The organism is Streptomyces sp. NPDC048650 (genome assembly GCF_043199095.1).
GTDB lineage: Bacteria > Actinomycetota > Actinomycetes > Streptomycetales > Streptomycetaceae > Streptomyces.
Genome location: NZ_JBICVM010000001.1, coordinates 620,883 through 646,155, shown reverse-complemented (window position 1 = coordinate 646,155; position 25,273 = coordinate 620,883). Strand labels below are relative to the sequence as shown.

At 71.0% G+C, this 25,273-nt stretch carries 20 protein-coding genes; 7 read left to right on the top strand and 13 right to left on the bottom strand.

Features of this window, described 5'->3' with window-relative positions; translation table 11 throughout:
* Window positions 1-79: 79 nt before the first annotated feature.
* Genes ACGFML_RS02965 through ACGFML_RS02945 form a run of 5 tightly spaced genes read right to left on the bottom strand, consistent with a single transcriptional unit; the run spans window position 80 to window position 5,687 of the window.
* Window positions 80-1,141 (bottom strand): ABC transporter ATP-binding protein, encoded by a 1,062-nt coding sequence (locus ACGFML_RS02965; RefSeq protein WP_393539294.1) that lies wholly within the window; start codon window positions 1,139-1,141, stop codon window positions 80-82.
* On the bottom strand, window positions 1,128-2,144 hold the full coding sequence (locus ACGFML_RS02960) for an ABC transporter ATP-binding protein (RefSeq protein ID WP_393539292.1): 1,017 nt from the start codon (window positions 2,142-2,144) through the stop codon (window positions 1,128-1,130). Before ACGFML_RS02960 ends, ACGFML_RS02965 begins: the two co-directional genes overlap by 14 nt.
* 11 nt (window positions 2,145-2,155) lie before the next feature.
* The gene (locus ACGFML_RS02955) at window positions 2,156-3,133 is read right to left on the bottom strand and encodes an ABC transporter permease (RefSeq protein WP_393539290.1); all 978 of its coding nucleotides are present in this window, start codon (window positions 3,131-3,133) and stop codon (window positions 2,156-2,158) included.
* Window positions 3,126-4,049 (bottom strand): ABC transporter permease, encoded by a 924-nt coding sequence (locus ACGFML_RS02950; protein ID WP_393539289.1) that lies wholly within the window; start codon window positions 4,047-4,049, stop codon window positions 3,126-3,128. The genes ACGFML_RS02955 and ACGFML_RS02950 overlap by 8 nt, the downstream gene beginning before the upstream one ends.
* An 18-nt stretch (window positions 4,050-4,067) precedes the next feature.
* Window positions 4,068-5,687 (bottom strand): ABC transporter substrate-binding protein, encoded by a 1,620-nt coding sequence (locus tag ACGFML_RS02945; protein WP_393539287.1) that lies wholly within the window; start codon window positions 5,685-5,687, stop codon window positions 4,068-4,070.
* A 386-nt stretch (window positions 5,688-6,073) separates the two neighbouring features.
* On the opposite strand from ACGFML_RS02945, the gene ACGFML_RS02940 reads away from it, so the two are divergent.
* Window positions 6,074-6,403 carry a hypothetical protein gene (locus ACGFML_RS02940; RefSeq protein WP_393539285.1) on the top strand — a complete coding sequence of 110 codons (330 nt, stop codon included), beginning with the start codon at window positions 6,074-6,076 and terminating at the stop codon, window positions 6,401-6,403.
* 107 nt (window positions 6,404-6,510) lie between these two features.
* On the opposite strand, the gene typA is transcribed toward ACGFML_RS02940, so the two are convergent.
* Entirely contained in the window at window positions 6,511-8,418 is a 1,908-nt protein-coding gene (typA, locus tag ACGFML_RS02935; protein WP_393539283.1) for a translational GTPase TypA, read from the bottom strand.
* Between the two features lie 188 nt (window positions 8,419-8,606).
* A complete protein-coding gene (locus ACGFML_RS02930) occupies window positions 8,607-10,922 on the bottom strand; it encodes an ABC transporter family substrate-binding protein (protein ID WP_393539280.1) in 2,316 nt (771 codons plus the stop codon).
* Window positions 10,923-11,314: 392 nt separating this feature from the next.
* Here ACGFML_RS02930 and ACGFML_RS02925 point away from each other — a divergent pair, with 392 nt between their 5' ends.
* From ACGFML_RS02925 to ACGFML_RS02905, 5 genes are all read left to right on the top strand, one after another.
* Complete coding sequence (locus ACGFML_RS02925) at window positions 11,315-11,614, top strand: hypothetical protein (protein WP_393539279.1); 300 nt, start codon at window positions 11,315-11,317, stop codon at window positions 11,612-11,614.
* Between the two features lie 63 nt (window positions 11,615-11,677).
* Entirely contained in the window at window positions 11,678-12,505 is an 828-nt protein-coding gene (locus tag ACGFML_RS02920) for a hypothetical protein (protein WP_393539277.1), read from the top strand.
* A gap of 43 nt (window positions 12,506-12,548) precedes the next feature.
* Window positions 12,549-14,513 carry a fumarate reductase/succinate dehydrogenase flavoprotein subunit gene (locus ACGFML_RS02915; protein WP_393539274.1) on the top strand — a complete coding sequence of 655 codons (1,965 nt, stop codon included), beginning with the start codon at window positions 12,549-12,551 and terminating at the stop codon, window positions 14,511-14,513.
* Window positions 14,510-15,337 carry a succinate dehydrogenase/fumarate reductase iron-sulfur subunit gene (locus ACGFML_RS02910; protein ID WP_393539272.1) on the top strand — a complete coding sequence of 276 codons (828 nt, stop codon included), beginning with the start codon at window positions 14,510-14,512 and terminating at the stop codon, window positions 15,335-15,337. Before ACGFML_RS02915 ends, ACGFML_RS02910 begins: the two co-directional genes overlap by 4 nt.
* 115 nt (window positions 15,338-15,452) lie before the next feature.
* The gene (locus ACGFML_RS02905) at window positions 15,453-16,868 is read left to right on the top strand and encodes an amidohydrolase family protein (protein ID WP_393539270.1); all 1,416 of its coding nucleotides are present in this window, start codon (window positions 15,453-15,455) and stop codon (window positions 16,866-16,868) included.
* Window positions 16,869-16,955: 87 nt separating this feature from the next.
* Here the strand turns inward: ACGFML_RS02905 and ACGFML_RS02900 are convergent, their stop codons facing one another.
* The 6 genes from ACGFML_RS02900 to ACGFML_RS02875 all read right to left on the bottom strand — a co-directional run bounded on the left by ACGFML_RS02900 (window position 16,956) and on the right by ACGFML_RS02875 (window position 24,133).
* Entirely contained in the window at window positions 16,956-19,631 is a 2,676-nt protein-coding gene (locus ACGFML_RS02900; protein WP_393540381.1) for a SpoIIE family protein phosphatase, read from the bottom strand.
* 171 nt (window positions 19,632-19,802) lie between these two features.
* Window positions 19,803-20,264, bottom strand: coding sequence for an ATP-binding protein (locus ACGFML_RS02895; RefSeq protein WP_393539268.1), 462 nt, complete (start codon window positions 20,262-20,264; stop codon window positions 19,803-19,805).
* A gap of 246 nt (window positions 20,265-20,510) precedes the next feature.
* Window positions 20,511-20,936 carry a (deoxy)nucleoside triphosphate pyrophosphohydrolase gene (locus ACGFML_RS02890; protein ID WP_393539266.1) on the bottom strand — a complete coding sequence of 142 codons (426 nt, stop codon included), beginning with the start codon at window positions 20,934-20,936 and terminating at the stop codon, window positions 20,511-20,513.
* 51 nt (window positions 20,937-20,987) lie between these two features.
* Window positions 20,988-21,167, bottom strand: coding sequence for an SPOR domain-containing protein (locus tag ACGFML_RS02885; protein WP_393539264.1), 180 nt, complete (start codon window positions 21,165-21,167; stop codon window positions 20,988-20,990).
* 210 nt (window positions 21,168-21,377) lie between these two features.
* Window positions 21,378-23,081 carry an APC family permease gene (locus ACGFML_RS02880; RefSeq protein WP_393539262.1) on the bottom strand — a complete coding sequence of 568 codons (1,704 nt, stop codon included), beginning with the start codon at window positions 23,079-23,081 and terminating at the stop codon, window positions 21,378-21,380.
* A 299-nt stretch (window positions 23,082-23,380) separates the two neighbouring features.
* Window positions 23,381-24,133: a GntR family transcriptional regulator gene (locus ACGFML_RS02875; RefSeq protein WP_393539260.1), complete on the bottom strand. Its 753-nt coding sequence runs from the start codon at window positions 24,131-24,133 to the stop codon at window positions 23,381-23,383.
* A 417-nt stretch (window positions 24,134-24,550) separates the two neighbouring features.
* On the opposite strand from ACGFML_RS02875, the gene ACGFML_RS02870 reads away from it, so the two are divergent.
* Window positions 24,551-25,270 (top strand): PIG-L deacetylase family protein, encoded by a 720-nt coding sequence (locus tag ACGFML_RS02870; RefSeq protein ID WP_393540379.1) that lies wholly within the window; start codon window positions 24,551-24,553, stop codon window positions 25,268-25,270.
* Window positions 25,271-25,273 lie beyond the last annotated feature (3 nt).

Below are 25,273 nucleotides of genomic sequence, written 5' to 3'. Positions count from 1 at the left end.
TCGGAGCGCGCCACGGGGGTGTCCGGCCCGGACTCACTGGTCCACGGCCGGGCACCCCCGTGCCGTTGCGCCCACCCGGCTACTCGGTCGGCACCACGTGCCGCTCCTCCGCGAAGTGGCAGGCCGACGCGTGCCGGGCCGGGCCGTCGCTCTCCCGGAACGCATCGGGCACCGCCAGCGGCGGGACGACCTCCGCACACAGCGCCTGCGCCTTCCAGCAGCGGGTACGGAAGCGGCAGCCGGACGGCGGGTCGGCGGGCGAGGGAACGTCGCCGGCCAGCAGGATCCGCTCGCGGTGTTCGCGGGCCTCCGGGTCGGGCACCGGCACGGCGGACAGCAACGCCTGGGTGTACGGGTGCGTGGGGTGGTCGTAGATCTCCTCCTCGGTGCCGGTCTCGGCGAGCCGGCCCAGGTACATCACGGCGACCCGGTCGGAGATGTGCCGGACGACGGACAGGTCGTGCGCGATGAAGATGTACGAGAGGTCGAACTCGTCCTGCAACCGGTCCAGGAGATTGATCACTTGGGCCTGGACCGAGACGTCCAGGGCGGAGACCGGCTCGTCCGCGACGATGATCTCCGGGCGGAGCGCGAGCCCCCGCGCGATGCCGATGCGCTGGCGCTGGCCGCCGGAGAACTGGTGCGGGTAGCGGTTGATGTACTCCGGGTTGAGCCCCACCACGTCCAGGAGTTCCTGGACCTTCGCGCGCCGGTCCCCCTTGGGTGCCACCTCGGGATGGATCTCGTACGGCTCACCGACGATGTCCCCGACCGTCATCCGGGGATTGAGGGAGGTGTAGGGGTCCTGGAACACCATCTGGATGTTGCGCCGTACGGCCTTCATCGCCCGCCCGGACAGCGTGGCGATGTCCTGCCCCTGGTAGAGGATCCGGCCCGCCGTCGGCCGCTCCAGTCCCACCAGCATCTTGGCCAGCGTCGACTTGCCGCACCCCGATTCGCCGACGATGCCCAGCGTCTCGCCCTTGCGCAGGTCGAACGAGACCCCGTCGACGGCCTTGACCGCGCCGACCTGCTTCCGGAAGAGCACGCCCTGCGTCAGCGGGTAGTGCTTGACCAGATCGCGGATCTCCAGGACCGGCTCGGCGGCCGCGGCCGCGGCGGGTCCGTCACCGTGCGCCATCGAGGGTCTCCTTCCAGAAGTGGCAGGCGCTGGTCCGGCCGGGCCCCACGTCGTAGAGCGGCGGCAGGTCGGTCCGGCAGACGTCCCGGGCGAGCGGACAGCGCGGGTTGAAGGGGCAGCCCGGCGGGATGGCGGTCAGGTTCGGCGGCAGGCCCTTGATCGCGTACAGCTCCCGGCCCTTGTGGTCCAGGCGGGGGATGGATTCGAGCAGGCCGCGGGTGTACGGGTGCGCGGGCGCCTTGTAGAGCTGGTGGACGGGGGCGGTCTCGACGATGCGCCCCGCGTACATGACGGCGATGGTGTCGGCGACGTCCGCGACCACGCCCAGATCGTGGGTGATCAGGATCAGCCCCATGCCGTACTCGCGCCGCAGGTCCGCGAGGAGGTCCATCACCTGCGCCTGGACGGTGACGTCGAGGGCCGTGGTCGGCTCGTCGGCGATGATCAGGTCGGGGGCGAGGGCCAGCGCCATCGCGATCATGATGCGCTGGCGCATTCCGCCGGAGAACTGGTGCGGGTAGTCCCCCACCCGCTCCCCGGCCGCGGGGATCCCGACCCGCTCCATCAGCTCCACGGCCTTGCCCCGCGCCTCCTTGCGGGACATGCCCTCATGGACCTGGAACATCTCGCCCAGCTGCGCCCCCACGCTGAGCACCGGGTTCAGGGAGGACAGCGCGTCCTGGAAGATCATCGCCATCTTGGCGCCCCGCACCCGGCGCCGCTCCTCCTTGCCCAGCCGCAGCAGATCGCGTCCCTGGAAGAGGATCTCGCCGCCGGTCACGAACCCCGGCGGCGAATCGAGGATGCCCATGACGGCCTGTGCGGTGACGGACTTGCCGGAGCCGGACTCCCCCAGCACCGCCAGCGTCTGCCCGGCCGCGACGGTGTAACTGACGCCGTTGACGGCATGGGCGATGCCGTCCCGGGTGTGGAACTCCACCCGCAGGTCCCGCACGTCGAGCAGGGCCGCACCGGTGTCCGGCTGCGCTTCTGGTCCGGTCATCCGCCCACTCCTCAGCGCAACTTGGGGTCGAGGGCGTCGCGCACCGCGTCGCCGAGCATGATGAACGCCAGCACCGTGATGCTCAGCGCGCCCGCGGGCCACAGCAGCATGTGCGGGGCGTTGCGGATGTAGGTGGAGGCCGCGGAGATGTCGATGCCCCAGGAGACGGTCGGCGGCTTCAGGCCGGCGCCGAGGTAGGACAGGGTGGCCTCCAGCGCGATGTACGTACCCAGGGCGATGGTGGCGACGACGATGACCGGGGCGACGGCGTTCGGCGCGATGTGCCGCAGCATCAGCCGCCCGTTGCCGGCGCCCAGCGCCCGGGCGGCCTGCACGTAGTCGTTGTGTTTGGCGGTGACCACGGAGCCGCGTGCGATACGGGAGATCTGCGGCCAGCCCAGCAGCACGATGAAGCCGACCACCGGCCAGACGGTGCTGCTGGTGACCACCGAGAGGAAGACCAGGCCGCCGAGGATCACCGGGATGCCGAAGAAGATGTCCGCGAGCCGTGACAGCAGGGTGTCCCACCAGCTGCCGAAGAACCCGGCGAGTCCCCCGAGCAGGCTGCCGAGCAGGGCGGCGCCCGCGGTGGCGCAGACGCCGACGGTGATGGAGGCGCGGGCCCCGTAGACCACCCGGGTGTAGACGTCCCGGCCCTGGGTGTCGAAGCCGAACGGGTGGCCGGGCGCGGCGCCCTGCTGCGCCTTGGCCAGGTCGCCGCGGTAGGGGTTGCCGGTGGCGATGAGCTGCGGCCAGATCGCGATGACCACCAGGAAGAGGATGACCAGCGCGGAGAGGAGGAAGACCGGGTTGCGGCGCAGATCGTGCCAGGCGTCGCTCCACAGGCTGCGCGGCTTCCCGGTGGGCTCGCCGCCGGGCGGGCCGGCGCCCGGTACCCGCTCCAGCGACTCGGCCTCGCCGATGGCGAGCGCGGCGCTGCCGCCGTCGCCGTGGCCGATGGCTTCCTTCCCGGCGTACGGATCAGGCATAGCGGATCCTCGGGTCGAGGACGGCGTACAGCAGGTCGACCAGCAGGTTCGCGACGAGGAAGACCAGGACGAGGATCGTCACGAAACCCACGACCGTCGGGGAGTTCTGCCGCAGAATTCCCTGGTAGAGCTGGAATCCCACGCCATGGATGTTGAAGATGCGCTCGGTGACGATGGCTCCGCCCATCAGCGCGCCGATGTCGGTGCCGATGAAGGTGACGACCGGGATCAGTGAATTGCGCAGCAGATGGCGGGTGATGACCCGGTGTCCGGGCAGCCCCTTGGCGACGGCGGTGCGGACGTAGTCGGCGCGGGCGTTCTCGGCGAGCGACGTCCGGGTCAGCCGGGTCACATAGGCGAGCGAGACCAGCGCCAGCACCAGGCCGGGCAGCAGGAGTTCGTTCAGCGGCGCCTCGGTGGCGACGGTCGGCGCCGCCCACCCCCACTGCACCCCGAACAGGAACTGCAGCACATAGCCGCTGACGAAGGTGGGGATGGAGACCACGACCAGGGTGAGGAGCAGCACGGTGGTGTCCACGCTCCGGCCGCGCCGCAATCCGCTGAACACCCCCAGTACGACGCCCACGATCACCTCGATGACGACGGCGACGACCGTCAGCCGCAGGGTCACCGGAAAGGCGTCCGCCATCAGCTCGGTCACCGACTGGCCGTTGAACGCGGTGCCGAAGTTCCCCTGGAAGATCTGCCCCATGTAGTGCAGGTACTGCTTCCACAGCGGCTGGTCGAGGTAGAGGTCGGCGCGGATCTGGGCGGCGGTGGCGGGGTCGGGGGCCCGGTCGCCGAACAGTGCGGCGACCGGATCGCCGAGCGCGTACACCATGAAGAAGATCAGGAACGTGCTGCCGATGAACACCGGGATCATCTGGAGCAGCCGCCGGATCACATAGCGTCCCATGAGCGGGGCCCGCGGGCCTCACACCACCTTGATCTCGTTGAAGACGGGGACGCTGAAGGGATTCAGCGACACCTTGCTGATCCGGTCGGAGTAGCCGCCGCTTCCGTTCTGGTACCACAGCGGAATGGCCGGCATCTGTTCGACCAGTACCTTCTCCGCCTCCTGGAATTTCGCGACGGCCTTTTTGGTGTCCGTCTGCGCATTCGCCGTGTTGACCAACTTGTCGAAGTCGGGGTTGCTGAACTTCCCGTCGTTGGAGGCCGCGTCGGTGTAGTACAGCGGCTGCAGAAAGTTCTGGATGAGCGGGTAGTCCATCTGCCAGCCGGCCCGGAACGGCCCGGTCATCTGCTTCGCGGAGATCTTGTTGCGGAAGTCGGCGAACGTGCCGACCGGGGCGCCGACGCACGCCTTGTCACTGCCCAGCGCGTTGTTGACGCTGTTGCAGATGGCGTCGATCCAGTCCTTGTGCGAGCCGGTGTCCGCGTTGTAGGCGATGGTCATCTTCCCGCCGGGAAGCCCGCCGCCCTCCTTGATCAGCTGCTTGGCGCGGTCCGCGTCGAACTGGCAGGCGGTGCCGCACAGTCCCGCCTGGTATCCGCCGTCGGGCCCCAGCACCGGCGAGGTCCAGTCCGTGGCGGGCGTCCGCGTCTTCTGGAAGATCTCCTTGGTGATCTGGTCGCGGTCGATCGCCATCGAGATGCCCTGCCGCAGCTTTTCCTTCCCCGGCCCCCAGTTCTTGTCGTACATGGGGAAGGTGAGGGTCTGGATGATGCCGGCCGGCTGGTTGATGTAGCGGTTGCCCAGATCCCTTTTCACGTTCTTGAGCTGCGCGGCCGGCACATCGTCCACGAGATCGAGGTTGCCCGCCTGCAGATCCGTGTAGGCGGTGTTGTTGTCGGTGTAGACCCGCAGGTCGATGCCGCCGTTCTGCGCCGGGTCCGGGCCCGGGTACTTACCCCACTTGCGCATCTTGAGCACGGTGCCCTTGGTGTACGAGTCCACCGTGTACGGGCCGTTGCCGACCGGCTTCCTCAGCCAGGCGTCGTGGTCCTTGTAGAACGCCTGCGGCAGCGGCATGAAGGCGGAGTAGCCGAGGGTGTCGGGCCAGCTGGAGAACTTCTGGTGGAGCTTGGCGGTGAAGGTCCGATCGTCCTTCACCACCAGCCCGGACAGGGTCTTCGCCGTGGGCGTGCCGCTCTGCGGGTGCACGGCGTCGAAGCCGTCGATGTACTGGAAGAAGGACGCGTTCTTCTGCTTGTTGCTGAGCAGTGCGCCGTAGTTCCAGGCGTCCACAAAGGACTTCGCGGTGACCTTCTCGCCGTTGCTGAACGTCCAGCCGCTCTTCAGTGTGACCGTGAAGTTCTGCGAATCCTTGGTCTCGATCGTGTCCGCGATGACGTTCTCGGCGGCGCCGGTCTTGGGGTTGTAGCGCTTGAGGCCCCGGAAGAGCATCTCCATGACCTTGCCGCCCTGCACCTCGTTGGTGTTGGCGGGCTCCAGCGGATTCTGCGGGTCTCCCCAGGAGGAACTGACCACCCCGGCGGTGTCGCCGCCGCCGCTCCCGCCTCCACAGGCCGTGGCCGCGAGGGCGACGGCGACGGCGCATACGGCCCACTTCGCGCGCGTGGCTCCACGCATGGGGTGCTGCCTCCTCAGGTCTTCCCGACACGCTTTGGCCATATAAGAGCGCAAAAGGGAACATATTGCACCCAGCGCTGACCATCACCGCTCCGAAAACCCGAGAAATCCCCCGGATGCCCGATCACCGCGGGGCGGGCCGCCCGGAACGGGCTACCGCGGCGGCACCCGCCCGGCCGACGCCGCCCCGCACCGGGCCCGCTTGACGCCCCCCCCGCCCTGGCTGACCATGATCTGGAACGACTGATCGAGGGGGGAACGAGTGGCGGTTGAGGGGTGCATTCCGCGTCCACCGGCGGCGGTGCGCCTCGCGGACGTCCCGCGCCGGACCGCAGGCGCCGGCCGCCCGTCATGACGAGACCCGACGACTCGAGGCACGCTCAGCGATGACCCATCCGGAGGAGAAGATCCGCCGTGGCCGCGGAGACCTCGCCGGAGCGCTCACCAGCGCCGCGATACTGCTCGCCGCGAACCTGGTGACCCTCTGCGTCCTCTTCGCCGCCGTCGTCGCCGCGCCGTGGGGCCCGTGGGGCGAGGTCGAGTCGGCGGAGACCGTCCAGGTGGTGTCCCTGCTGTCCGGCGCTCTGGCCCTCGCGGTCACCCTGCTGACGCTGTCCGTCGTGGCGACCCAGTGGCTGCGCAGCCGCTGGTGGCTCGCGGTGCCGGGGTGCCTGCTGCTGGGCTCCGTCATCCGCTGGCTGTTCCCTGCGGCGTAGCGGCGGCACGGCGGCGTGCGGCGGCGCGCGGCGCGCACCGGTGCCGCACAAAGCCGACGGGGCGCCCCTCCCGGAGGAGGAGCGCCCCGTCACACGGGCGGAAGGGTTCAGCCGTGCTTGGCGCGCGAGGCGCTGCGGCCGCGCTCCTTGTGGTCCAGGACGACCTTGCGGATGCGGACGGCCTCCGGGGTCACCTCGACGCACTCGTCGTCGCGGCAGAACTCCAGGGACTGCTCCAGGGAGAGCTTGCGCGGCGGGACGATCGCCTCGAAGGAGTCGGCGGAGGAGGAGCGCATGTTGGTGAGCTTCTTCTCCTTGGTGATGTTCACGTCCATGTCGTCGGCGCGCGAGTTCTCGCCGACGATCATGCCCTCGTACACCTCGGTGCCGGGCTCGGTGAACAGCACGCCGCGCTCCTGGAGGTTCGTCATCGCGAAGGCGGTGACGGCGCCGGTGCGGTCGGCGACCAGGGAGCCGTTGTTGCGGGTCTTGAGCTCGCCGAACCACGGCTCGTGGCCCTCGTGGATGGAGTGGGCGATGCCCGTGCCGCGGGTGTTCGTCAGGAACTCCGTACGGAAGCCGATGAGGCCGCGGGACGGGACGACGAACTCCAGGCGGACCCAGCCGGAGCCGTGGTTGGACATGTTGTCCATCCGGCCCTTGCGGGTGCCCATGAGCTGGGTGACCGCGCCCATGTGCTCCTCGGGCACGTCGATGGTCATGCGCTCGACGGGCTCGTGGGTCTTGCCGTCGACCTGCTTGGTGACGACCTGCGGCTTGCCGATGGTCATCTCGAAGCCCTCGCGGCGCATCTGCTCGACCAGGATGGCCAGTGCCAGCTCACCGCGGCCCTGCACCTCCCAGGCGTCGGGGCGCTCGGTGTCCAGGACGCGGAGCGAGACGTTACCGATCAGCTCGCGGTCCAGGCGGTCCTTGACCTGGCGGGCGGTGACCTTGCGGTCCTTGATCGCGGCCTTGGCGTCCGCGCCCTTGCCGGTGCCGCCACGGCCGACCAGCGGCGAGGTGTTGGTGCCGATGGTCATGGAGATCGCGGGCTCGTCGACCGTGATCAGCGGCAGCGCGATGGGGTTCTCCGGGTCGGCCAGGGTCTCGCCGATCATGATGTCGGGGATACCCGCGACCGCGCAGATGTCACCGGGGCCCGCCTTCTCGGCCGGCTTGCGGGTGAGCGCCTCGGTCATCATCAGCTCGCTGATGCGGACGTTCGCGACCGTGCCGTCACGCTTGATCCAGGCGACGGTCTGGCCCTTCTTCAGCTCGCCCTGCTCGACCCGGAGCAGCGCGATACGGCCGAGGAAGTTGTCCGCGTCGAGGTTGGTGACGTGCGCCTGGAGGGGCGCCTCGGCGTCGTACTCGGGGGCCGGGACGCTCTGCAGCACGGTGCTGAAGAACGGCTCGAGGTTGGTGCTGTCGGCCGGGACGGTGCCGTTCTCCGGCTTGGTCAGCGAGGCGATGCCGTCACGCGCGCAGGCGTAGACGATCGGGAACTCGATCTGCTCCTCGTCCGCGTCCAGGTCCAGGAACAGGTCGTACGTCTCGTTGACGACCTCGTCGATCCGGGAGTCGGGGCGGTCGGTCTTGTTGATGCACAGGATGACCGGCATCCGGGCCGCGAGGGCCTTGCGCAGCACGAAGCGGGTCTGCGGGAGCGGGCCCTCGGACGCGTCGACGAGCAGGACGACCGCGTCGACCATCGACAGTCCGCGCTCGACCTCGCCACCGAAGTCGGCGTGGCCGGGGGTGTCGATGATGTTGATCGTGATCGGATCCCCGCCGTCCTTGGGGTGGTACTTGACGGCAGTGTTCTTCGCCAGGATCGTGATGCCCTTTTCACGCTCCAGGTCGTTGGAGTCCATCATCCGGTCGTCGAGCTTCTCAGCGGCGTGCTCGGCGAAGGAACCGGCCTGCTTGAGCATGGCATCGACGAGGGTCGTCTTGCCGTGGTCGACGTGGGCGACGATGGCTACGTTACGAATGTCGTGGCGCGTGGGCATACTGGCGGCGCTTCTCCCGGATCGTGGATGGCCGCACGTACGGTCCGGCACGTGAGCCTCTCGGCCGGGCATGCGTACGCCACGGCCTCACCCCATCGTACGGGCCTGCGGCGACATCGGCCGCCACAGGCCGTACCCACCGCCTCTGACCTGCGGCTTCTTACCGATTATTGGCTTTGGCTGCACCTTTACTTCGTGTAGCCGATGTCCTGGAAGCGGGGCGAGGCGAAGCCGAACGCTCCGATGTTGGCGAGGGATTTCCTGGTGGCCACCAGTTCGGGGCGCTGGTAGAGGGGAATGGACCCGGCGGCGGCCCAGATGCGGGCGTCGGCCTGGGACACCAGGCCGGCGGCCTCGTCCGCGTCCAGTTCCCCGGCCGCCTGGTCGAAGAGCTGGTCGATGTGGTCGGTGCCGACCCGGGTGTAGTTCTGCTCGACGGTGAGGGAACCGTCGGCCGCGGGCTCCGGCTTGGCGTAGATCGGGCGGGCGTCGGTCGCGGGGTAGGCGGTGCCCGGCCAGGAGTACAGCGCCAGGTCGTAGTCGCCGGCGGCGATGTGGTCCTGGAAGTAGCTGGCGTCGGCCACCCGCTGGACCGAGGTCTGGATGCCGACCCTGCCGAGCATGGCGGAGATCCGCTCGCCGACGGTGCGCAGCTGCTCGGAGCCGGCGCCGTCGGGGAGGACGAAGCGCAGGGTCAGCGGCCTGCCGTCCTTGCGCATGGTGGCAGCGTGCAGCGGCCCGGCCTTCTTCCCGGGCGCGCCCTTGGCCTGCGGGTCGCTGTCGGCGCCGACCTGCGCGGCAGCCACCGGGGACGCCGCCCGGCGGGCCTCGGCCCGCGCCTCCCGGGCCTGCTCGGCGCTCATCGGACGGGCCTCGGCCGGCCCGGCGTCCTGCCCGGTCTCGACCCGCTCGGCCGCACCCATCGCGCGCGCCGCCCGCCGCTGGTAGGCGCGGGAGGACTGGGAGGCGCCGCCGTCCGCGGCTTCCTGGGCCGCGGCCTGCGCCTTGTAGAGGGCGGCGCTCTGCCGCAGCAGCGCGGACTGCTGGACCTCCGAGCCCACCGCGCCCGCGGCGGACAGCGGGGCCTCGGCGGCCGCGGGCCGGGCGTCGGCCTCGTGGGCCTGGGAGTTGGCGCGGTCGGCGCGGCCGGGCCGGTCGTCGGCGTTGCGGTCGTCGGCGGTGCCGGTCCGCGGCGAGGCGGACGACTCGGCGGCGGCGCCCGAGGCACTGGGCGCGGGCGCGTCCGGCCGCCGCCCGGCCTGCTCGGTGGCCGAGCCCGGCTTCCAGCCCGCGTCCGCGAGCAGTGCCTTGGCCGCGCCGGCGTCCTGCCCGCCGATCGCGTCGCTGTGGTCCTCGTAGCCCTCCTGCCCGGCCATCAGCAGATGGCTGCCGAGCGGCTTCGCGGGCAGGCTGAGCGGCTTGAGAACGGTGTCGGCGAGCGCCTGCCGGTCGATGGCGCGGACCACCGCACGGCGGACCCGCTCGTCGGTGAGCGGGCCGGTGCTGCCGTTGAGGGCGAGCTGGGTGTAGGCGGGTTCCAGGGCCTTGCGGACGGTGTAGCGGCGCAGCTTCGCGGGCGCGGCCGGCTTGGCGTCCGTACCGGTCGTGCTCCGGCGTCCGGCCGGGTGGCCGGCCGTGGCGACCCTCCGGGCCGCCGCCTGGTCGACCTCGGCGACATCGACGGCCCCGGCGGCCAGGGCCGCGGCCCGCTTGTCCCGCGGCAGCTCGGTGAAGACGATCCGGTCGAGCTTGGCGCGCGCGCCCCACCACTTCGGGTTGCGGACGAGGGTGACGCGGTCGCTGTCCTTCTCCCGCTCACCCATCATGAACGGCCCGGCGGCGGTCTTCAGCCGCTCACGACTCCCGTCGTTGAAGGCATCGGCGTCGCCCATCACGCTCTGCGGGTACAGCGGCGTGAACAGCGACCGCCAGTCCGCGTACGGCTTGCCGAAGGTGACCTTGACCTCGTGCTTGCCGGCGCCCCGGGTGACCTTGCTGATCCGGTCGTACCCGGCGTTGCGGGCGGTCCAGAACGCGTTGTCCTTGCCGCGCAGCGCCTTCCACTGGGCGATGAAGTCCGCGGCGCCGATCCTCCTCCCGTCGCTCCACCGCGCCTTGGGATTGATCTTGTACGTGACGACCTGCTTGGGGTCACGTGCGCTGATGTCGGCGGCTTCCAGGTAGTCGGCGTTGCGCTGCGGTCTGCCACGGTCGTCGAGGGTGAACAGGGTGGGCAGCACCGCCGAGGTGATCCGGGTGGTGGTCGTGTCGGCGTCGGCCTGGAAGGCGTTGAGGGTGCCGGGCATGGTGTCAACGGCCCAGCGGACCGTGCCGCCGTCCTTCAGCCCTTCTCGCGCCGCGGGGGCGATGTCCTGCGACGCGGCGGCCGCGTCCGAGCCGTCGCCGCTGCATCCGGCCAGGACAGGCAGCGGAAGCAGCACCCCCGCCGCGATCAGCGCGGCACAGCGGCGCCGCCGGCACGCTGAGCTGACTTGGTCGGTCATGGCAGTTACCTCCGAGGCTCGCCCGCGCCGCGCCAACACGTTCGGCCGACTTTGCGGCTCATCACATCTATGGCTCCCCCACTGAAGGCGACCGGTGCCGGAGCCGCCGCACGACACGTCGTCTGCCGCACCAAGGCCACCCGCCCGGCCCAACAGCGGCTCTCCCGGCGCGGGCACCGGCCCCCGGACGGCGGTGCGCGGACGGCGGTGCGCAGCGGCTCACTCCCGGCGGACCCGTACTCGTGTTCGGCAACGGGGGGGGCGCAGGTTCGCCGAAACGCACCGGTTCGGGTCGTAATCGCGCCGGCCCCCTTCCCAACGCCTACTGTGACGCGCGACACTCGCGGGCGCATCGGATCGCCCACCACACCCTTCGGAGGTGAGGGCACGTTATGTCCCTTCAGAGCGAATTGACGGTGGCTGAAGGCAATCTGACCGAGCTGCTGCGGTCCGTGGCACGGCTGGAGGAGCACGTCGGGGCCGGGCTGGACATGCGGCGCGTGCGCACCGATGTGAACCATCTGCGCGAGAGCCTCGGTCTGTTGAAGGAGAGCGCCTCGGACGCGAAGCCGGGTCGGACCGGCGCCACCGCTGACGAAATGGTGCAGGTCTCCGACGCTCCCTACGACTCCGCGCTGTGGACGGACGCCGAGGACGAGGGCCTCGGCGCCAAGGACCGGCACGCTCCGTAGGAGCCGCCCTCACCCCTACCCGCCCAGCCCCGCCCCGACGGAGCGCCCTTCACGGAGACGACGTTGGCCACTGGCATCGAACCCTCACCGCAAGCGGGCGCGAACGGCGTGCATGCCGGCTCGCGTGCCGCCATCCCCGCCCGCCACCTGAGGACCGACCGCTGGTGGCTGGCTCCGGCCGTCACCGCAGCCGGGCTGCTCGCCTTCGTCGTGTACTCGACCTGGCGGGCGTTCGCGAACGCGGACTACTATCACGCGCCCTATGTCTCGCCGTTCTACTCACCGTGCCTGGCGCAGAACTGCCACACCATGCGCGGCGGCCCCAACTGGGAGCTGTTCGGACCGTGGTGGGGCCTGTCCCCCGCACTGCTGATCCTGATCTTCCCACTGGGCTTCCGGCTGACCTGCTACTACTACCGCAAGGCCTACTACCGCGGCTTCTGGGCCTCGCCGCCGGCCTGCGCGGTCGCCGAGCCGCACAAGAAGTACACCGGCGAGACCCGCTTCCCGCTGATCCTGCAGAACGTCCACCGCTACTTCTTCTACTTCGCGGTGCTGGTGGCCCTGGTCCTGACGTACGACACCGCGCTGACCTTCCGCGACGAGCACTACGCCTGGGGACACATGGGGCTGGGAACCCTGGTCTTCCTCGCCAACATCGCGCTGATCTGGGCGTACACCCTCTCGTGCCACTCCTGCCGGCACATCGTCGGCGGGCGGCTGCGGCACTTCTCCCGGCATCCGGTGCGCTACCGGCTGTGGGGCTGGGTCGGCAAACTCAACGAGCGGCACATGCTGCTCGCCTGGTCGTCGCTGATCAGCGTGGCGGTCGCGGATCTGTATGTGTATCTGCTGGCCACCGGCGCCTTCGCCGATCCGCGCTTCTTCTAGAGACGGCTTCCTCCTCCTCGGCAACGGAAAGGTGTGTCCCCCGATGGCGCATGTGGACCGGCAGGCATGGGACGTGGTCGTGGTGGGCGCCGGCGGGGCCGGGCTGCGCGCCGCGATCGAGGCCCGCGAGGCGGGCATGCGGACGGCCGTGATCTGCAAGTCCCTGTTCGGCAAGGCCCATACGGTGATGGCCGAGGGCGGGATCGCCGCCAGCATGGGCAACGCCAACGAGCGCGACAGCTGGCAGGTGCACTTCCGCGACACGATGCGCGGCGGGAAGTTCCTGAACCACTGGCGGATGGCCGAGCTGCACGCCCGCGAGGCCCCCGACCGGGTCTGGGAGCTGGAGACCTGGGGCGCGCTCTTCGACCGCACCGCGGACGGCCGCATCTCGCAGCGCAACTTCGGCGGCCACGAGTACCCGCGCCTCGCGCACGTCGGGGACCGTACGGGTCTGGAGCTGATCCGCACCCTCCAGCAGAAGATCGTCTCGCTGCAGCAGGAGGACGAGCGGGAGTTCGGCTCCTACGACGCCCGGTTGAAGGTGTTCCAGGAGTGCACCGTCACCCGGGTGCTCAAGGAGCAGCCCGATGACGGCCCCGCCGCGGGCGGCCGGGTAGCGGGCGCGTTCTGCTACGACCGGGAGTCCGGCCGCTTCTTCGTGCTGGAGGCCCCGGCCGTGGTGCTGGCCACCGGCGGGATCGGCAAGTCCTTCAAGGTGACGTCGAACTCCTGGGAGTACACCGGCGACGGACACGCGCTGGCGCTGCTGGCCGGGGCGCCGCTGATCAACATGGAGTTCGTGCAGTTCCATCCGACGGGGATGGTCTGGCCGCCGTCGGTGAAGGGGATCCTGGTCACCGAGTCGGTGCGCGGCGACGGTGGGGTCCTGCGCAACAGCGAGGACAAGCGCTTCATGTTCGACTACATCCCGGACGTCTTCAAGGAGAAGTACGCGCAGACCGAGGACGAGGGCGACCGCTGGTACGACGACCCCGACAACAACCGCCGACCGCCCGAACTGCTGCCCCGCGACGAGGTGGCCCGCGCCATCAACGCCGAGATCAAAGCGGGCCGCGGCTCCCCGCACGGCGGGGTGTTCCTCGATGTCTCGACCCGGATGCCGGCCGAGGTGATCAAGCGGCGGCTGCCCTCCATGCACCACCAGTTCATGGAGCTGGCGGACGTGGACATCACCGCCGAGCCGATGGAGGTCGGCCCGACCTGCCACTACGTGATGGGCGGGGTCGACGTCGACCCGGACACCGCGGCGGCGGCCGGGGTGCCCGGCCTGTTCGCGGCGGGCGAGGTCGCCGGCGGGATGCACGGCTCCAACCGGCTGGGCGGCAATTCCCTCTCCGATCTGCTGGTCTTCGGGCGCCGGGCCGGGCTGTACGCCGCGCAGTACGCCGCGTCGGTGGCCGAGCGGCCCGTGCCCGACCAGCGCCGGGTCGACGCGGCGGAGGCGGAGGCGCTGCGTCCGTTCAGCGCCGAGGACGAACGGCAGGACGCCGGCGCCTCGGGTCCCGCCGAGAATCCGTACACCCTCCATCAGGAACTCCAGCAGTCGATGAACGCCCTGGTGGGCATCATCCGCCGGGAGGACGAGATGGCCGAGGCGCTCGACCGGCTGGCCGGGCTGCGGGCGCGGGCCCGGCGGGCCGGTGTCGAGGGGCACCGGCAGTACAACCCCGGCTGGCACCTCGCGATCGATCTGCGGAACATGCTGCTGGTCAGCGAGTGTGTGGCCCGGTCGGCGCTGGAGCGCGAGGAGAGCCGGGGCGGGCACACCCGCGACGACCATCCGGCGATGGACCGGCGCTGGCGCAACGTCAATCTGGTCTGCGAGCTGGCCGACCGGGGAGCTGAGGGGACGGAGCCGGATCCGGCGCTGGGCCAGATCCGGCTGACCCGCCGCGAGACCCCGCCGATCCGCCCCGACCTCCTCGCACTCTTCGAGAAGGAGGAGCTGGTGAAGTACCTGACGGACGAGGAGCTGAGCCGGTGAGCGGGCAGACGCCGAACGGGCGGGCGGAGGCCGGTCGGGCGACGGGCGGGCAGTCCGGCACGTACCAGGCGCACTTCCGGGTGTGGCGGGGCGACGCGGACGGCGGCGGCCTGGAGGACTTCCGGGTCGAGGTGCACGACGGCGAGGTGGTGCTGGACATCATCCACCGGTTGCAGGCGACGCAGGCGTCCGATCTCGCGGTGCGCTGGAACTGCAAGGCGGGCAAGTGCGGTTCGTGCAGCGCGGAGATCAACGGGCGGCCGCGGCTGCTGTGCATGACGCGGATGTCGGTCTTCGACCGCAGCGAGACGATCACCGTGACGCCGTTGCGGGCCTTCCCCGTGATCCGGGACCTGGTCACGGACGTGTCCTTCAACTACGCCAAGGCGCGGGAGATTCCGGCGTTCGTGCCGCCCGCGGAGCTGGCGCCCGGCGAGTACCGCATGCAGCAGGAGGACGTGAACCGCTCGCAGGAGTTCCGCAAGTGCATCGAGTGCTTCCTGTGCCAGGACACCTGCCATGTGGTGCGCGACCACGAAGAGAACAAGCCCGCTTTCGCCGGGCCTCGTTTCCTGATGCGGATCGCCGAACTGGACATGCATCCGCTGGACGCCGCCCCGGCGTCCGGGCTGGACCGCAAGCGCACCGCACAGGACGACCACGGGCTGGGCTACTGCAACATCACCAAGTGCTGCACGGAGGTCTGCCCCGAGAACATCAAGATCACCGACAACGCGCTGATCCCGCTCAAGGAGCGCGCGGCGGACCGCAAGTACGACCCGCTGGTGTGGCTCGGGAACAAGATCCGGCGCCGCGGAGAGTGAACCGCGGCGCTCGCGAAAACCCCTGAGTCGGCATTACTCATGAGTTTCTGACGCTGCGTCACTTGGCTGGAAGTGATCTCACGGCGCCGGCGCGCCGCCGCGGTATAAGAACGGAATGAACTTTCCGAAAATGAGCCGGCGCAGGGTGTTGGCGGGTATCGGCAGCGTCCCTCTGGCCGCGGCGGCGGGCTCGTCCGCCGCCGCGGGCACGGAGCGCACCGGCAGACCCGAGGCGATACGGGACGAGCCGCGCACCACCGTGCTGCGCGGCGCGGACCTGGTGCTCACCATGGACCCCGAGATCGGCGAGGGCCCGCTGGGCACACTGGAGGGCGGCGGCGACGTCCTGTTGCGGGACGGCCGGATCGCCGCCGTCGGCAGCGGACTGGACGTGCCGCGCGGCGCCCGGGTGGTCGACGCGAGCGGCCGGATCGTCCTTCCCGGCTTCGTCGATCTGCACAACCACCTGTGGCAGTCCAGCATCCGCGGCGGCTGCTCCACCCAGGACCTCAACGGCTGGCTGGCCGACTGCAACCGCGCCACCCTGCCGAAGATCGACGCCCGGGACATGTACCGCTTCGTGCACCTGGCGGCCCTCGACGCCCTCCAGGCGGGCGTCACCACCGTCGTCGACTGGGTGCACGCCATCCCGTACGACACCAGCGAGCGCTACGTCCGCGCGCTGGACGACTCGGGGCTGCGCTTCGTCTACGCCGCCACGCAGGGCGCCGCCGACATCTCCCTCATCCCCAAGATCAAGAAGGACTTCCTCGACCCGCTGCCGCTGGCCTCCGCACAGGTCTCGGTACACGCGGGCATGTCCGCCCTGAAGGAACTGCGACAGTTCCACGAGGTCGCCCGGGACCTCGGCGTGATGCTCAACTCCCATGTCCTCGAACACCGCGACGACCGCAAGGACGACCCGATCCGCTCGCTGCGCGAGAGCGGCGCCTTCGGCCCGGACCTGCTGATGAACCACGCGATCCACCTCACGGACGAGGAGATCGCGCTCACCGGCGAACGGGACGTACGGATCGCGCACTGCCCGCTGAGCAACATGCGGCTCGCCTCCGGCATCATCCCGCTGCCCGCGCTGCACCGGCACGGCGTCCGGGCCGGGCTCGGGCACGACGGCGGCACCAACGACACCTCCGACATGTTCAACGTGATGAAGGCGGCCGTCGGGCTCCAACGGGCCCGGCACGAGGACGCCGAGATCCACCCGACGATCCCGGCCGTGCTGCGGATGGCCACGCTGGGCGGCGCGGAGTGCATCGGGATGGCCGACCGGATCGGCTCGCTGACCCCGGGCAAGCGCGCCGACGTCCTGGTCCTCGACCCCGGCACCCTCAACTTCGCCCCGCGCTTCGACTGGACGAGCCAGATCGTGCTCAACGGCCAGCCGCCGAACGTGCGCGAGGTCTTCGTCGACGGCCACCTGCGCAAGTCGCGCGGCGCGCTGGTGCAGGTGGACACCGAGAAGGTCGTCCGGGAGGCGGAACTGGCCGCCGACCACATCCGGCGCGCCTGAACCAGGTCCGCCGGGCGGTACCTCCGGAGAGTCCGTCCCTCCCGGAGGGCCACCCCGCAGGGTCGTGGACCCCAGCGCCCCAGCGCCTCAGAAGAGGCTGAGCAGGGCCTCCGTCGGGTCGACGGCCTCCGACTCGCCGTCGGGCAGGGCGAGTTCGAACCAGACGGTCTTGCCGCGCGGGGTGCGGCGGCTGCCCCACCCGGAGCTGAGCAGACCGACCAGCTGGAGGCCGCGGCCGCCCTCGTCGGTGTCCCGGGCGCGGCGCCGGCGGGGCTGGGCGAGATCGGCGTCCCACACCTCGCACACCAGGGTGCGGTCCAGCAGCAGCCGCAGCCGGATCTCGCCGTGGCCGTGCCGCAGCGCATTGGTCACCAGCTCACTGACCAGCAGTTCCGTCGTGTCGACCAGCTCCTGCAGGCCCCAGTCCGTCAGCTGGTCGCGGGCCAGCTCCCGGGCGCGGGCCACCGAGCGGGCCTCCGGCGCGAGGTTCCAGTCGCCCACCGCTTCCTTGGGCAGGCCGTGCACCCGGGCCATCAACAGCGCGATGTCGTCCTCGCCGTGCGAGGTGTCCAGGGCGCTCAGGACGTGGTCGCAGGCGTCCTCCAGCGGCCGGCCGTCGCCCGAGAGCGCCTCACGGAAGGCCCGCAGCCCCTCTTCCAGGGGATGGTCGCGGGACTCCACCAGACCGTCGGTGTAGAGCGCCAGCAGCGAACCGTCCGGCAGATCGACCTCGGTCTCCTCGAAGGGCTCACCGCCGACGCCCAACGGCATCCCCGGCGGCACATCGAGCAGCAGCGCGTCCTCGCCCTCCTCGACCAGCACCGGCGGCAGATGCCCGGCGTTGGCGAACGTGCAGCGCCGGGTGACCGGGTCGTAGACGGCATAGACACAGGTGGCGAGGTAGACCTCGGAGAGGTCGGCGGTGCGCGCCGAGGCGCGTCGCTCGGACGCCGGGGCCGCCGCACCCGGGCCGCCGCGCGGCGAGCGCACGGGGGTCCGGCCGTCGCCGCCCCCGCCGAGCCCGCGGGCGATCTCGTCCAGTGCCGAGAGCACCTCGGCCGGCTCCAGGTCCAGCAGCGCCAGCGTCCGTACGGCGGTGCGCAGTTCGCCCATCGCCACGGCGGCGCGCAGCCCGCGGCCCATGACGTCACCGACGACCAACGCCGTGCGGTGGCCCGGGAGTTCGATGACGTCGAACCAGTCGCCGCCGACCTCGGTGGCGGTGGTGCCGGGCAGATAGCGACAGGCGATGTCCAGGCCGGCGGCCTCCGGGTCGCCCGGCGGCAGCAGGCTGCGCTGGAGGATCAGGGCACGTTCGTGCTCGCGGCGGTAGAGGCGGGCGTTGTCGATGCAGACCGCGGCGCGCGCGGCCAACTCCACGGCCAGGGCGGTGTCGCGCTCCCCGAACGGCTCGCTGCCCTTCGCGCGGGAGAACTGCACCAGCCCGACGACGGTGTCCCGGGCGACCATCGGGACGGCGAGGGTGGAGTGCACCACCGCGCCCAGCTCCTGGCGGTCGTCGTTCTCCCGGCCCGGGATGATCTGCACCTGGCCGGTGCGCAGGGCGGCCGCACCGGGCGAGTTGAAGGGGTAGCGGTGGACGGCGCCGACGGCGACCGGTCCGCCCCCGCCCTCGGGGGCGCCGCCGGCGGAGGTGGCCAGCGGGGCGTCGGAGACGGCGCTGGAGAAGGCGACTCGGCGCAGCTCCGCGCTGCCGTCGCTCATGCCGGACGGGGCCTCGTCACCGGAGAGCAGGCCCTGGAAGAGGTCCACCGACGCCAGGTCGCAGAACTGCGGTACGGCGACGTCCAGGAGGGTGCGGGCCGTGGTCTCCAGGTCGAGGGAGTTGCCTATCCGGGCGCCCGCTTCGTTGAGCAGGGCGAGGTTGCGGCGGGCGTTGGCCGCCTCCCGCTCGGCGCGGCGGCGGCCGGTGACGTCGGCGGCGAGGGCGGCGACGCCGATGGGGCGGCCGCTGGCGCCGTGCAGCCGGTAGAGCGAGACCGACCAGCGGCGGCGGTCCTCCTCCCCCGGCACCGCGCCGACCAGTTGCATCTCGGTGACCGGCTCGCCGGTGTCCAGGACCCGGCGCAGGGCGGCGGTCATCCGCTCGGCCTCGGGGCGCGGCAGGAAGTCGTGCGGGGTGCCGCCGCGGTACTTGGCGGCCGGGCCGCCGAAGACGGTGGCGAACCGTTCGTTGACCCGCAGCAGCTTCAGGTCCGTGCCGAACAGGGTGAAGCCCATGGGAGATTGACCGAAAACGGCCTGGGAGGCGGCAAGGTCGGTCTCGATGCCGCGCAGCGCCCGGACATCGACGACGAGACAGACCGCGGCACGCTCGCCGCTCTCCGTCTCGGACGGCATCAGATAGATCTCGGCGAGCCCGCCGGTGTCGTCGCCCGGCTCCCGGCGGTAGGGCACCAGGCCGGTCCACTCCCGGCCGTCGAGGATCTCGGACACCTTGCGGCGGCCGGTCTCCCGCAGCTCGGGCGGGACGAACGCGTCCACGGGGTCCTTGCCCACGGCGTAACGGGCCGGGATGCCGAGCATCTGGGCGGCCCGCTCGCTCCACTGGTCGATCCGTCCGTCGGGCCCCAGGGAGAAGGAGGCAACACGGATGTAGTCATAGATCGATCCGGGCTGGCTGCTCTGCCAGACGGGCAGGCCGTGCGGGCCGTCCGCAGGCCGGTGTCCGCCCTGGTCGCCCGGGTCCTCCACACCGCCCTGGCCCTCGGCCTGCGCGGGTACCGCCCCGCTACCTGACATCTCGCTCACGAGCCCCGTCCCCTCCAGCTCATCGTGCCCGGACCGGACCCGCCTGAGTATCCAGCACCTCGACTATCCGGAACACGGTCTTCACGATCACAGCACAGTCTCGATCGCAGCCCATCTACAGAATGTCGATGAAATGGCAACGATCAGGACCCCACCTGTCTCCTAACCAGCCACCGACAGCTCGAACCACACTGTCTTGCCACTCTTTCCACGGCGGGTGCCCCAGCGGCGTGAACTGCAGGCGACCAACTGCAGCCCACGGCCGCCTTCGTCGTCGGGAGCGGCGGTGCGTTCCTGCGGGGGGTCGGGCAGGGGGTCGGACACCTCGACGAGCAGCGCGGTGCCGCCGAGCAGCACCATCCGGACCCCGATGGGACCGGTGGCATGCCGCAGGGAGTTGGTGACGAGCTCGCTGACCAGTAGGACGGCGACGTCGACGGTGCCGTTCAGGCCCCAGTCGGTGAGCGTCTCTCGGACCCGGGAACGGGCCGTGCGCACCGCTCCCGGATCGGCCGGGAAGCTCCATTCGGCGATCGGTGAACCGGAGACCGCGCCGCGCCGGCGGACATTCGAGGAGGCCGACTCTGGGACCCCTGCCGCTGCGCTGTCGCTCACGCCGATCACTTCCCAGCCGATGGGGTCCCCGTCGATTCGCCTGCACCCTGTGCCTGCTCTGCCGGGGTTAATCACGACATACCCGGTATCAGGGCCCAAGTATCGCCTTCAACCGTGCACTGTGGCACAAATAGCGCACCGTGGCGCGGCGGGCGGCCGGGGTGTGCACGGCCGCGCGCTCCGCCCGCCGTTCACGCGCCGCCGGGGTCGTGCGCCGTGCCGGTGACAGCGCACGCCGACCCGGCGTGGCCCCGTTTACGGGTGCGCGCTCCGCTGGCGCACGGGCACCGCAGACAGCCGTCGCATCGCCTCGGCGACCGCCGGGCGGTCCTGGTCGAGCCAGTCGACGTGCTGCTCCTCCGCCGGCCACAGCCAGCGCAGCTCGTCGTGATCCTGGAGCGGTCGTGGCTCACCGGACAGCAGCCGGGCCGTCCACACCCGGAGCACGAAGCCGGGCCGCAGCACCCACTCCCCCGGGATCCGCTCTCCCGCGGCCGCCTCGACACCCAGCTCCTCGCGCAGCTCGCGCACCAGGGCCTGCTCGGGCGTCTCGCCGTCCTCCACCTTGCCGCCGGGCAGCTCCCAGCGGCCTGCCAGGGCGGGCGGTGCACTGCGCCGGGCGGCCAACAGCCGACCCCGGTCACACACCGCTGCACCCACCACTACGCGCACGGTCGTCATGCGCCGCAGCCTACGTCCCCCGCCGTCGTCCCGCTTCCCCTCCGCCGTCACTCAGGTTGTCGCCCTGCCCACCCTTTCCACCACGTAAAGCTGCTGGTGGCCCCGGGTGTCCAGCCGATCGGCCACCCGCTCCGCCTCCGCGCGGGTGGCATAACGGCCGACGCGATAGCGGCTACCGCCTTCGTCCTCGCGGATGACGAGCCAGGGCAGCACGGCCCCACTGTCGGTCATCGCGCCCCTCCGTCCGCCGTGCCGTGCGCCGCCATGCGCCCCTCCTGTGCTGATGCCGAAATCGCAATCCGCATATGCCCGAGCGTACGCCCGACCTTCACGCACCGCATACGAATTTGCACAAAGAGATACCGAACCGGCCACCCGCGGGCCCCCGGATACCGGGAGCGGCCCGCGAGTGGCCGGTGGGAAACGGTGGGGGTACGGCGCTCAGGCGCCCACCTGGGCCTTGTCGCCGGCCTCCGTGGCCGGGTCCGCCGCCTCGGCCGCCTCGGCCGCCGAAAGCTCCGCCTCCGCGGCGACGAGCGACGGGTTGCGCCAGGAGCTGCGCACGCCCCAGAAGTAGAAGGCGAGGCCGAGCACCGCGACCAGGGCGAGGTCCCAGCCCTCCGGCAGGTAGCCCTTGCCGCCGAAGTCCTTGCCGCCCGCGTACGACACGGCGGCCATCACCAGCAGGTACGCCACCATCCAGGCGCCGGCCTTGAGGTGCGGGCGCAGCTCGGCCCACGGCTTGCGGCCCTGGGTGAGCGGCTTGCCGATCTCGTACCAGGCCCAGACCGGCAGGCCGACGGCCATGATCAGGATGACCTTGCCGGTGAGCGGCCAGCGGCCCCAGTACAGCACCAGCGAGCCGAAGACCATCGCGACCGGGGCGATGACGGGCATCGCGCGCAGCTGCACCGGGCGCTTGAGATTCGGCGAGATTCGGCGCAGCGACATCACCGCGACCGGGCCCGTGATGTACGAGATGACCGTGGCGACCGAGACGATCTCGGCGAGGGAGCCCCAGCCGCGGAAGACCGCGAGGAAGAGGAACGCGATCCCGAGGTTGAGCAGCAGCGCCGGACGCGGCACGCCGGTCTTCTTGTCGACCTTGCCGAAGACGCCGGGGAGGTGGCCGTTCTCCTGCACACCGTGGATCATGCGCGAGGTGGTGGCCGCGTAGATCATGCCCGTGCCGGACGGGGAGACGAAGGCGTCCGCGTACAGCAGCAGCGCCAGCCAGTTCAGGCCCCAGGTGACGGCGAGGTCGGCGAGCGGGGAGTTGAAGCCGAGACCGGCCCAGCCGCCGCCGTGCCCGCCGAGCTTGTCGCCGGGCACCGCCATCAGGAACGCCACCTGGAGGGCGACGTAGATGACCAGGGCGATCACGATGGACCAGATGACGGCCTTGGGCAGCGAACGGCCCGGGTTGCGGGCCTCGCCGGCGAGGTTCAGCGGGGACTGGAAGCCGTTGTAGGCCCAGACGATGCCGGAGACCGCGACGGCGGTGAAGACCGAGCTCCAGCCGTTGGGGGTGAAGCCGCCGTGCTGGGTGATGTTGCTGGTGTCGAAGTGCGCGTACATCAGCGCGCTCGCGGTCAGCACCGGCACGACGATCTTGAAGACCGTGATCGCGGTGTTGGTCTTGGCGAACAGCGAGATCGCGAACCAGTTGAGGAAGAAGTAGAAGATCAGCAGGACGCTGGCGAACGCGACGCCGGTGCCGGTCAGCTCCTTGCCGTCGTAGAGCGCGTGCGTCCAGCCGAAGTCCCAGGAGCTCATGTACTGGACGGACGCGGTGGCCTCACCCGGGATGACCGAGACGATGGCGATCCAGTTCGCCCAGGCCGCGAGGTAGCCGGCGAGCGAGCCGTGCGAGTACTGGCCGTAGCGGACCATGCCGCCGGCCTTCGGGAACATCGCACCGAGCTCGCTGTAGGTGAGCGCGATCGTGAGGGCGACGAGCGCCCCGATGACCCAGGCCAGAATGGCGGCCGGACCGGCGATGGCGGCCGCCCGCTCGGCCCCGAAGAGCCAGCCGGAACCGATGATGGACCCGAGACCAGTGGCGGTCAGGGCGATGGTCCCGAGGGACCGCCGGTAGTTCGAGTGCGAGCCCTGCTCCGCACCCGCTGTGTTCGTCGTGCTCACGTGCTGGTCTCCTGGTCTTCCCCCGTGCCGTGCACAAACTTCGCCATCGTAAGAGCGAATCCGAAGATCGGGTTCCCGAACAACGTAAAAAGACCCGCCCAGTTGAGGCGGTGTGACGTTTCCAACACCGATATCCGGACCCGATTTGACGTCAAAAACGACCAAATCGGGCGCGGGGATCATGGATTGCGGACCGTACTGGATCCGTTGAGTGCACGGACGGCGACAGTCGGGCGACGGATCGCCTCCGGCCGGGCGGCGCATCGCCTCCGGCCGGGCACCGCTCTCGAGGCCCGGCGCTACTTGACCGGCAGGTGGTAGGCGACGCGATGGCGGTCCGCGAGGGTGACGACGTCGGCCGTCTCGACCGGCCGGCCGCCCGCGAAGTAGGTACGCGAAATGACCAGCACGGCGTGCCCCGGCACCCCGCCCAGCGCCATGGCCTCCTCCGCCAGCCCCGGCCGCGCCCCGATCTCCTCCACGACGTTGTCCACCACGACGTCGATGGCCGCCATCCGCTCGACCACCCCGCGCCCCGCCAGCGGCCCCTCCTCCGGCAGCATCACCGGCGTCCGCCCGGTCACCTCCAGGGGCTCCCAGGACGTGGAGAGCATCGACGGCTCACCCTCGGCCCGGAAGAGATAGCGGGTGCGCATCACCCTGGCACCCACCGGGATGCGCAGCCGGGCCGCGACCACCGCGCCGGCACCCTCCTGGCGGCTGCTGGACTCCCAGGTCCCCTTCACCCGCTCGTCGGTCTGCTCCTGCCGGAACGGCGTGGAACAGACGCCGGACCGGTAGCCGGCGCGGGCGATACGGCGCGGCACCGGCTGCTCCCGCACATAGGTGCCCGACCCCGAACGCCCCTCGACCAGTCCCTCGGCCATCAGGACCTTGCGCGCCTCCAGGGCGACGGTGTCCGAGACGCCGTACTCCTCGCGGATCCGGGCCTGGGAGGGAAGGCGGGTATGCGGCGGCAGCGATCCATCGACGATCTTCTGGCGCAGGTCGCCTGCGACGCGGAGGTACGCGGGCTGCTCACCGAAAGGCACGTGCCCCTCCCAACAGCTTGACAGTCAGCAACAGCCTGGCAACCGCGCGTTCATGCCCGCAACCTTGAGCCAAAGCTTTACTCGTTGCGAGGAAGTCCAGTTCAACCGGCGTCCCCAGCGGGGCACGGCCGGAAATCCGGGCGGCGCCACGCCGCGCCTTCCGCGCTCCGCCGACGCCGTACGCCTCGCACACGCCCCCGTACGCCCCCTCCCCGGCCCCGCGGTCCCCTCCCACCCGGTGCGTCGCTCCGGGCCGTGACACGATCGAAAGGGCGACCGAAAGGCCGCAGAGCGACACAAAGAGGTGCAAGCGTACAGAGAGCAAAGGGGTGCGTGCCCATGCATGACGAACCCGGCTCATCCCCCTCACCCCCGTCGCCGCCCTCCCGTGCGGGCGACGAGCACCGGCTCTCCCCCATGCCGGACACCTGGCAGCGTGCGCTCGCCGTCGCCGCCCACCCGGACGACCTGGAGTACGGCGCCGCGGCCGCCGTCGCCGAATGGACCGCGGCCGGACGCGAGATCACCTATGTGCTGGCCACCCGTGGCGAGGCCGGCATCGACGGGCTCGCACCGGCCGAGTGCGCCGCGGTCCGCGAGGCCGAGGAGCGGGCCGGGGCCGCACAGGTCGGCGTCCGCACCGTCGAGTTCCTCGACCACCGCGACGGCGTCATCGAGGCCGGTCCGGAGCTGCGCCGCGACCTGTCCGCGGCCATCCGCCGGTACCGCCCGGAACTGCTGATCACCCTCAACCACCACGACACCTGGGGCGGCGTCCGGTGGAACTCCCCCGACCACCGGGCCGTCGGGCGCGCCGTCCTGGACGCCGCGGACGACGCCGGCAACCGCTGGATCTTCCCCGAGCTCAAGGACGGCCGGGGGCTCGCCCCGTGGACCGGCGTCCGCTGGGTGGCCGTGGCGGGCTCCCCGTACCCGACACACGCCGCGGAGGTCGGGCCCGGCATCGACCGGGCGGTCGCCTCGCTGGCCGCGCACCGGGCGTACATCACGGGGCTCGGCGGCAGTGGCCAGGACCCCGCCGACTACGCCCGCGCCTTCGTCGAGCAGACGGTCCGTACCGGCGGCGAACGCTATCGGGGCCGCCCGGCCACGCTCTTCCAGCTGTTCCCCCGCTGACGG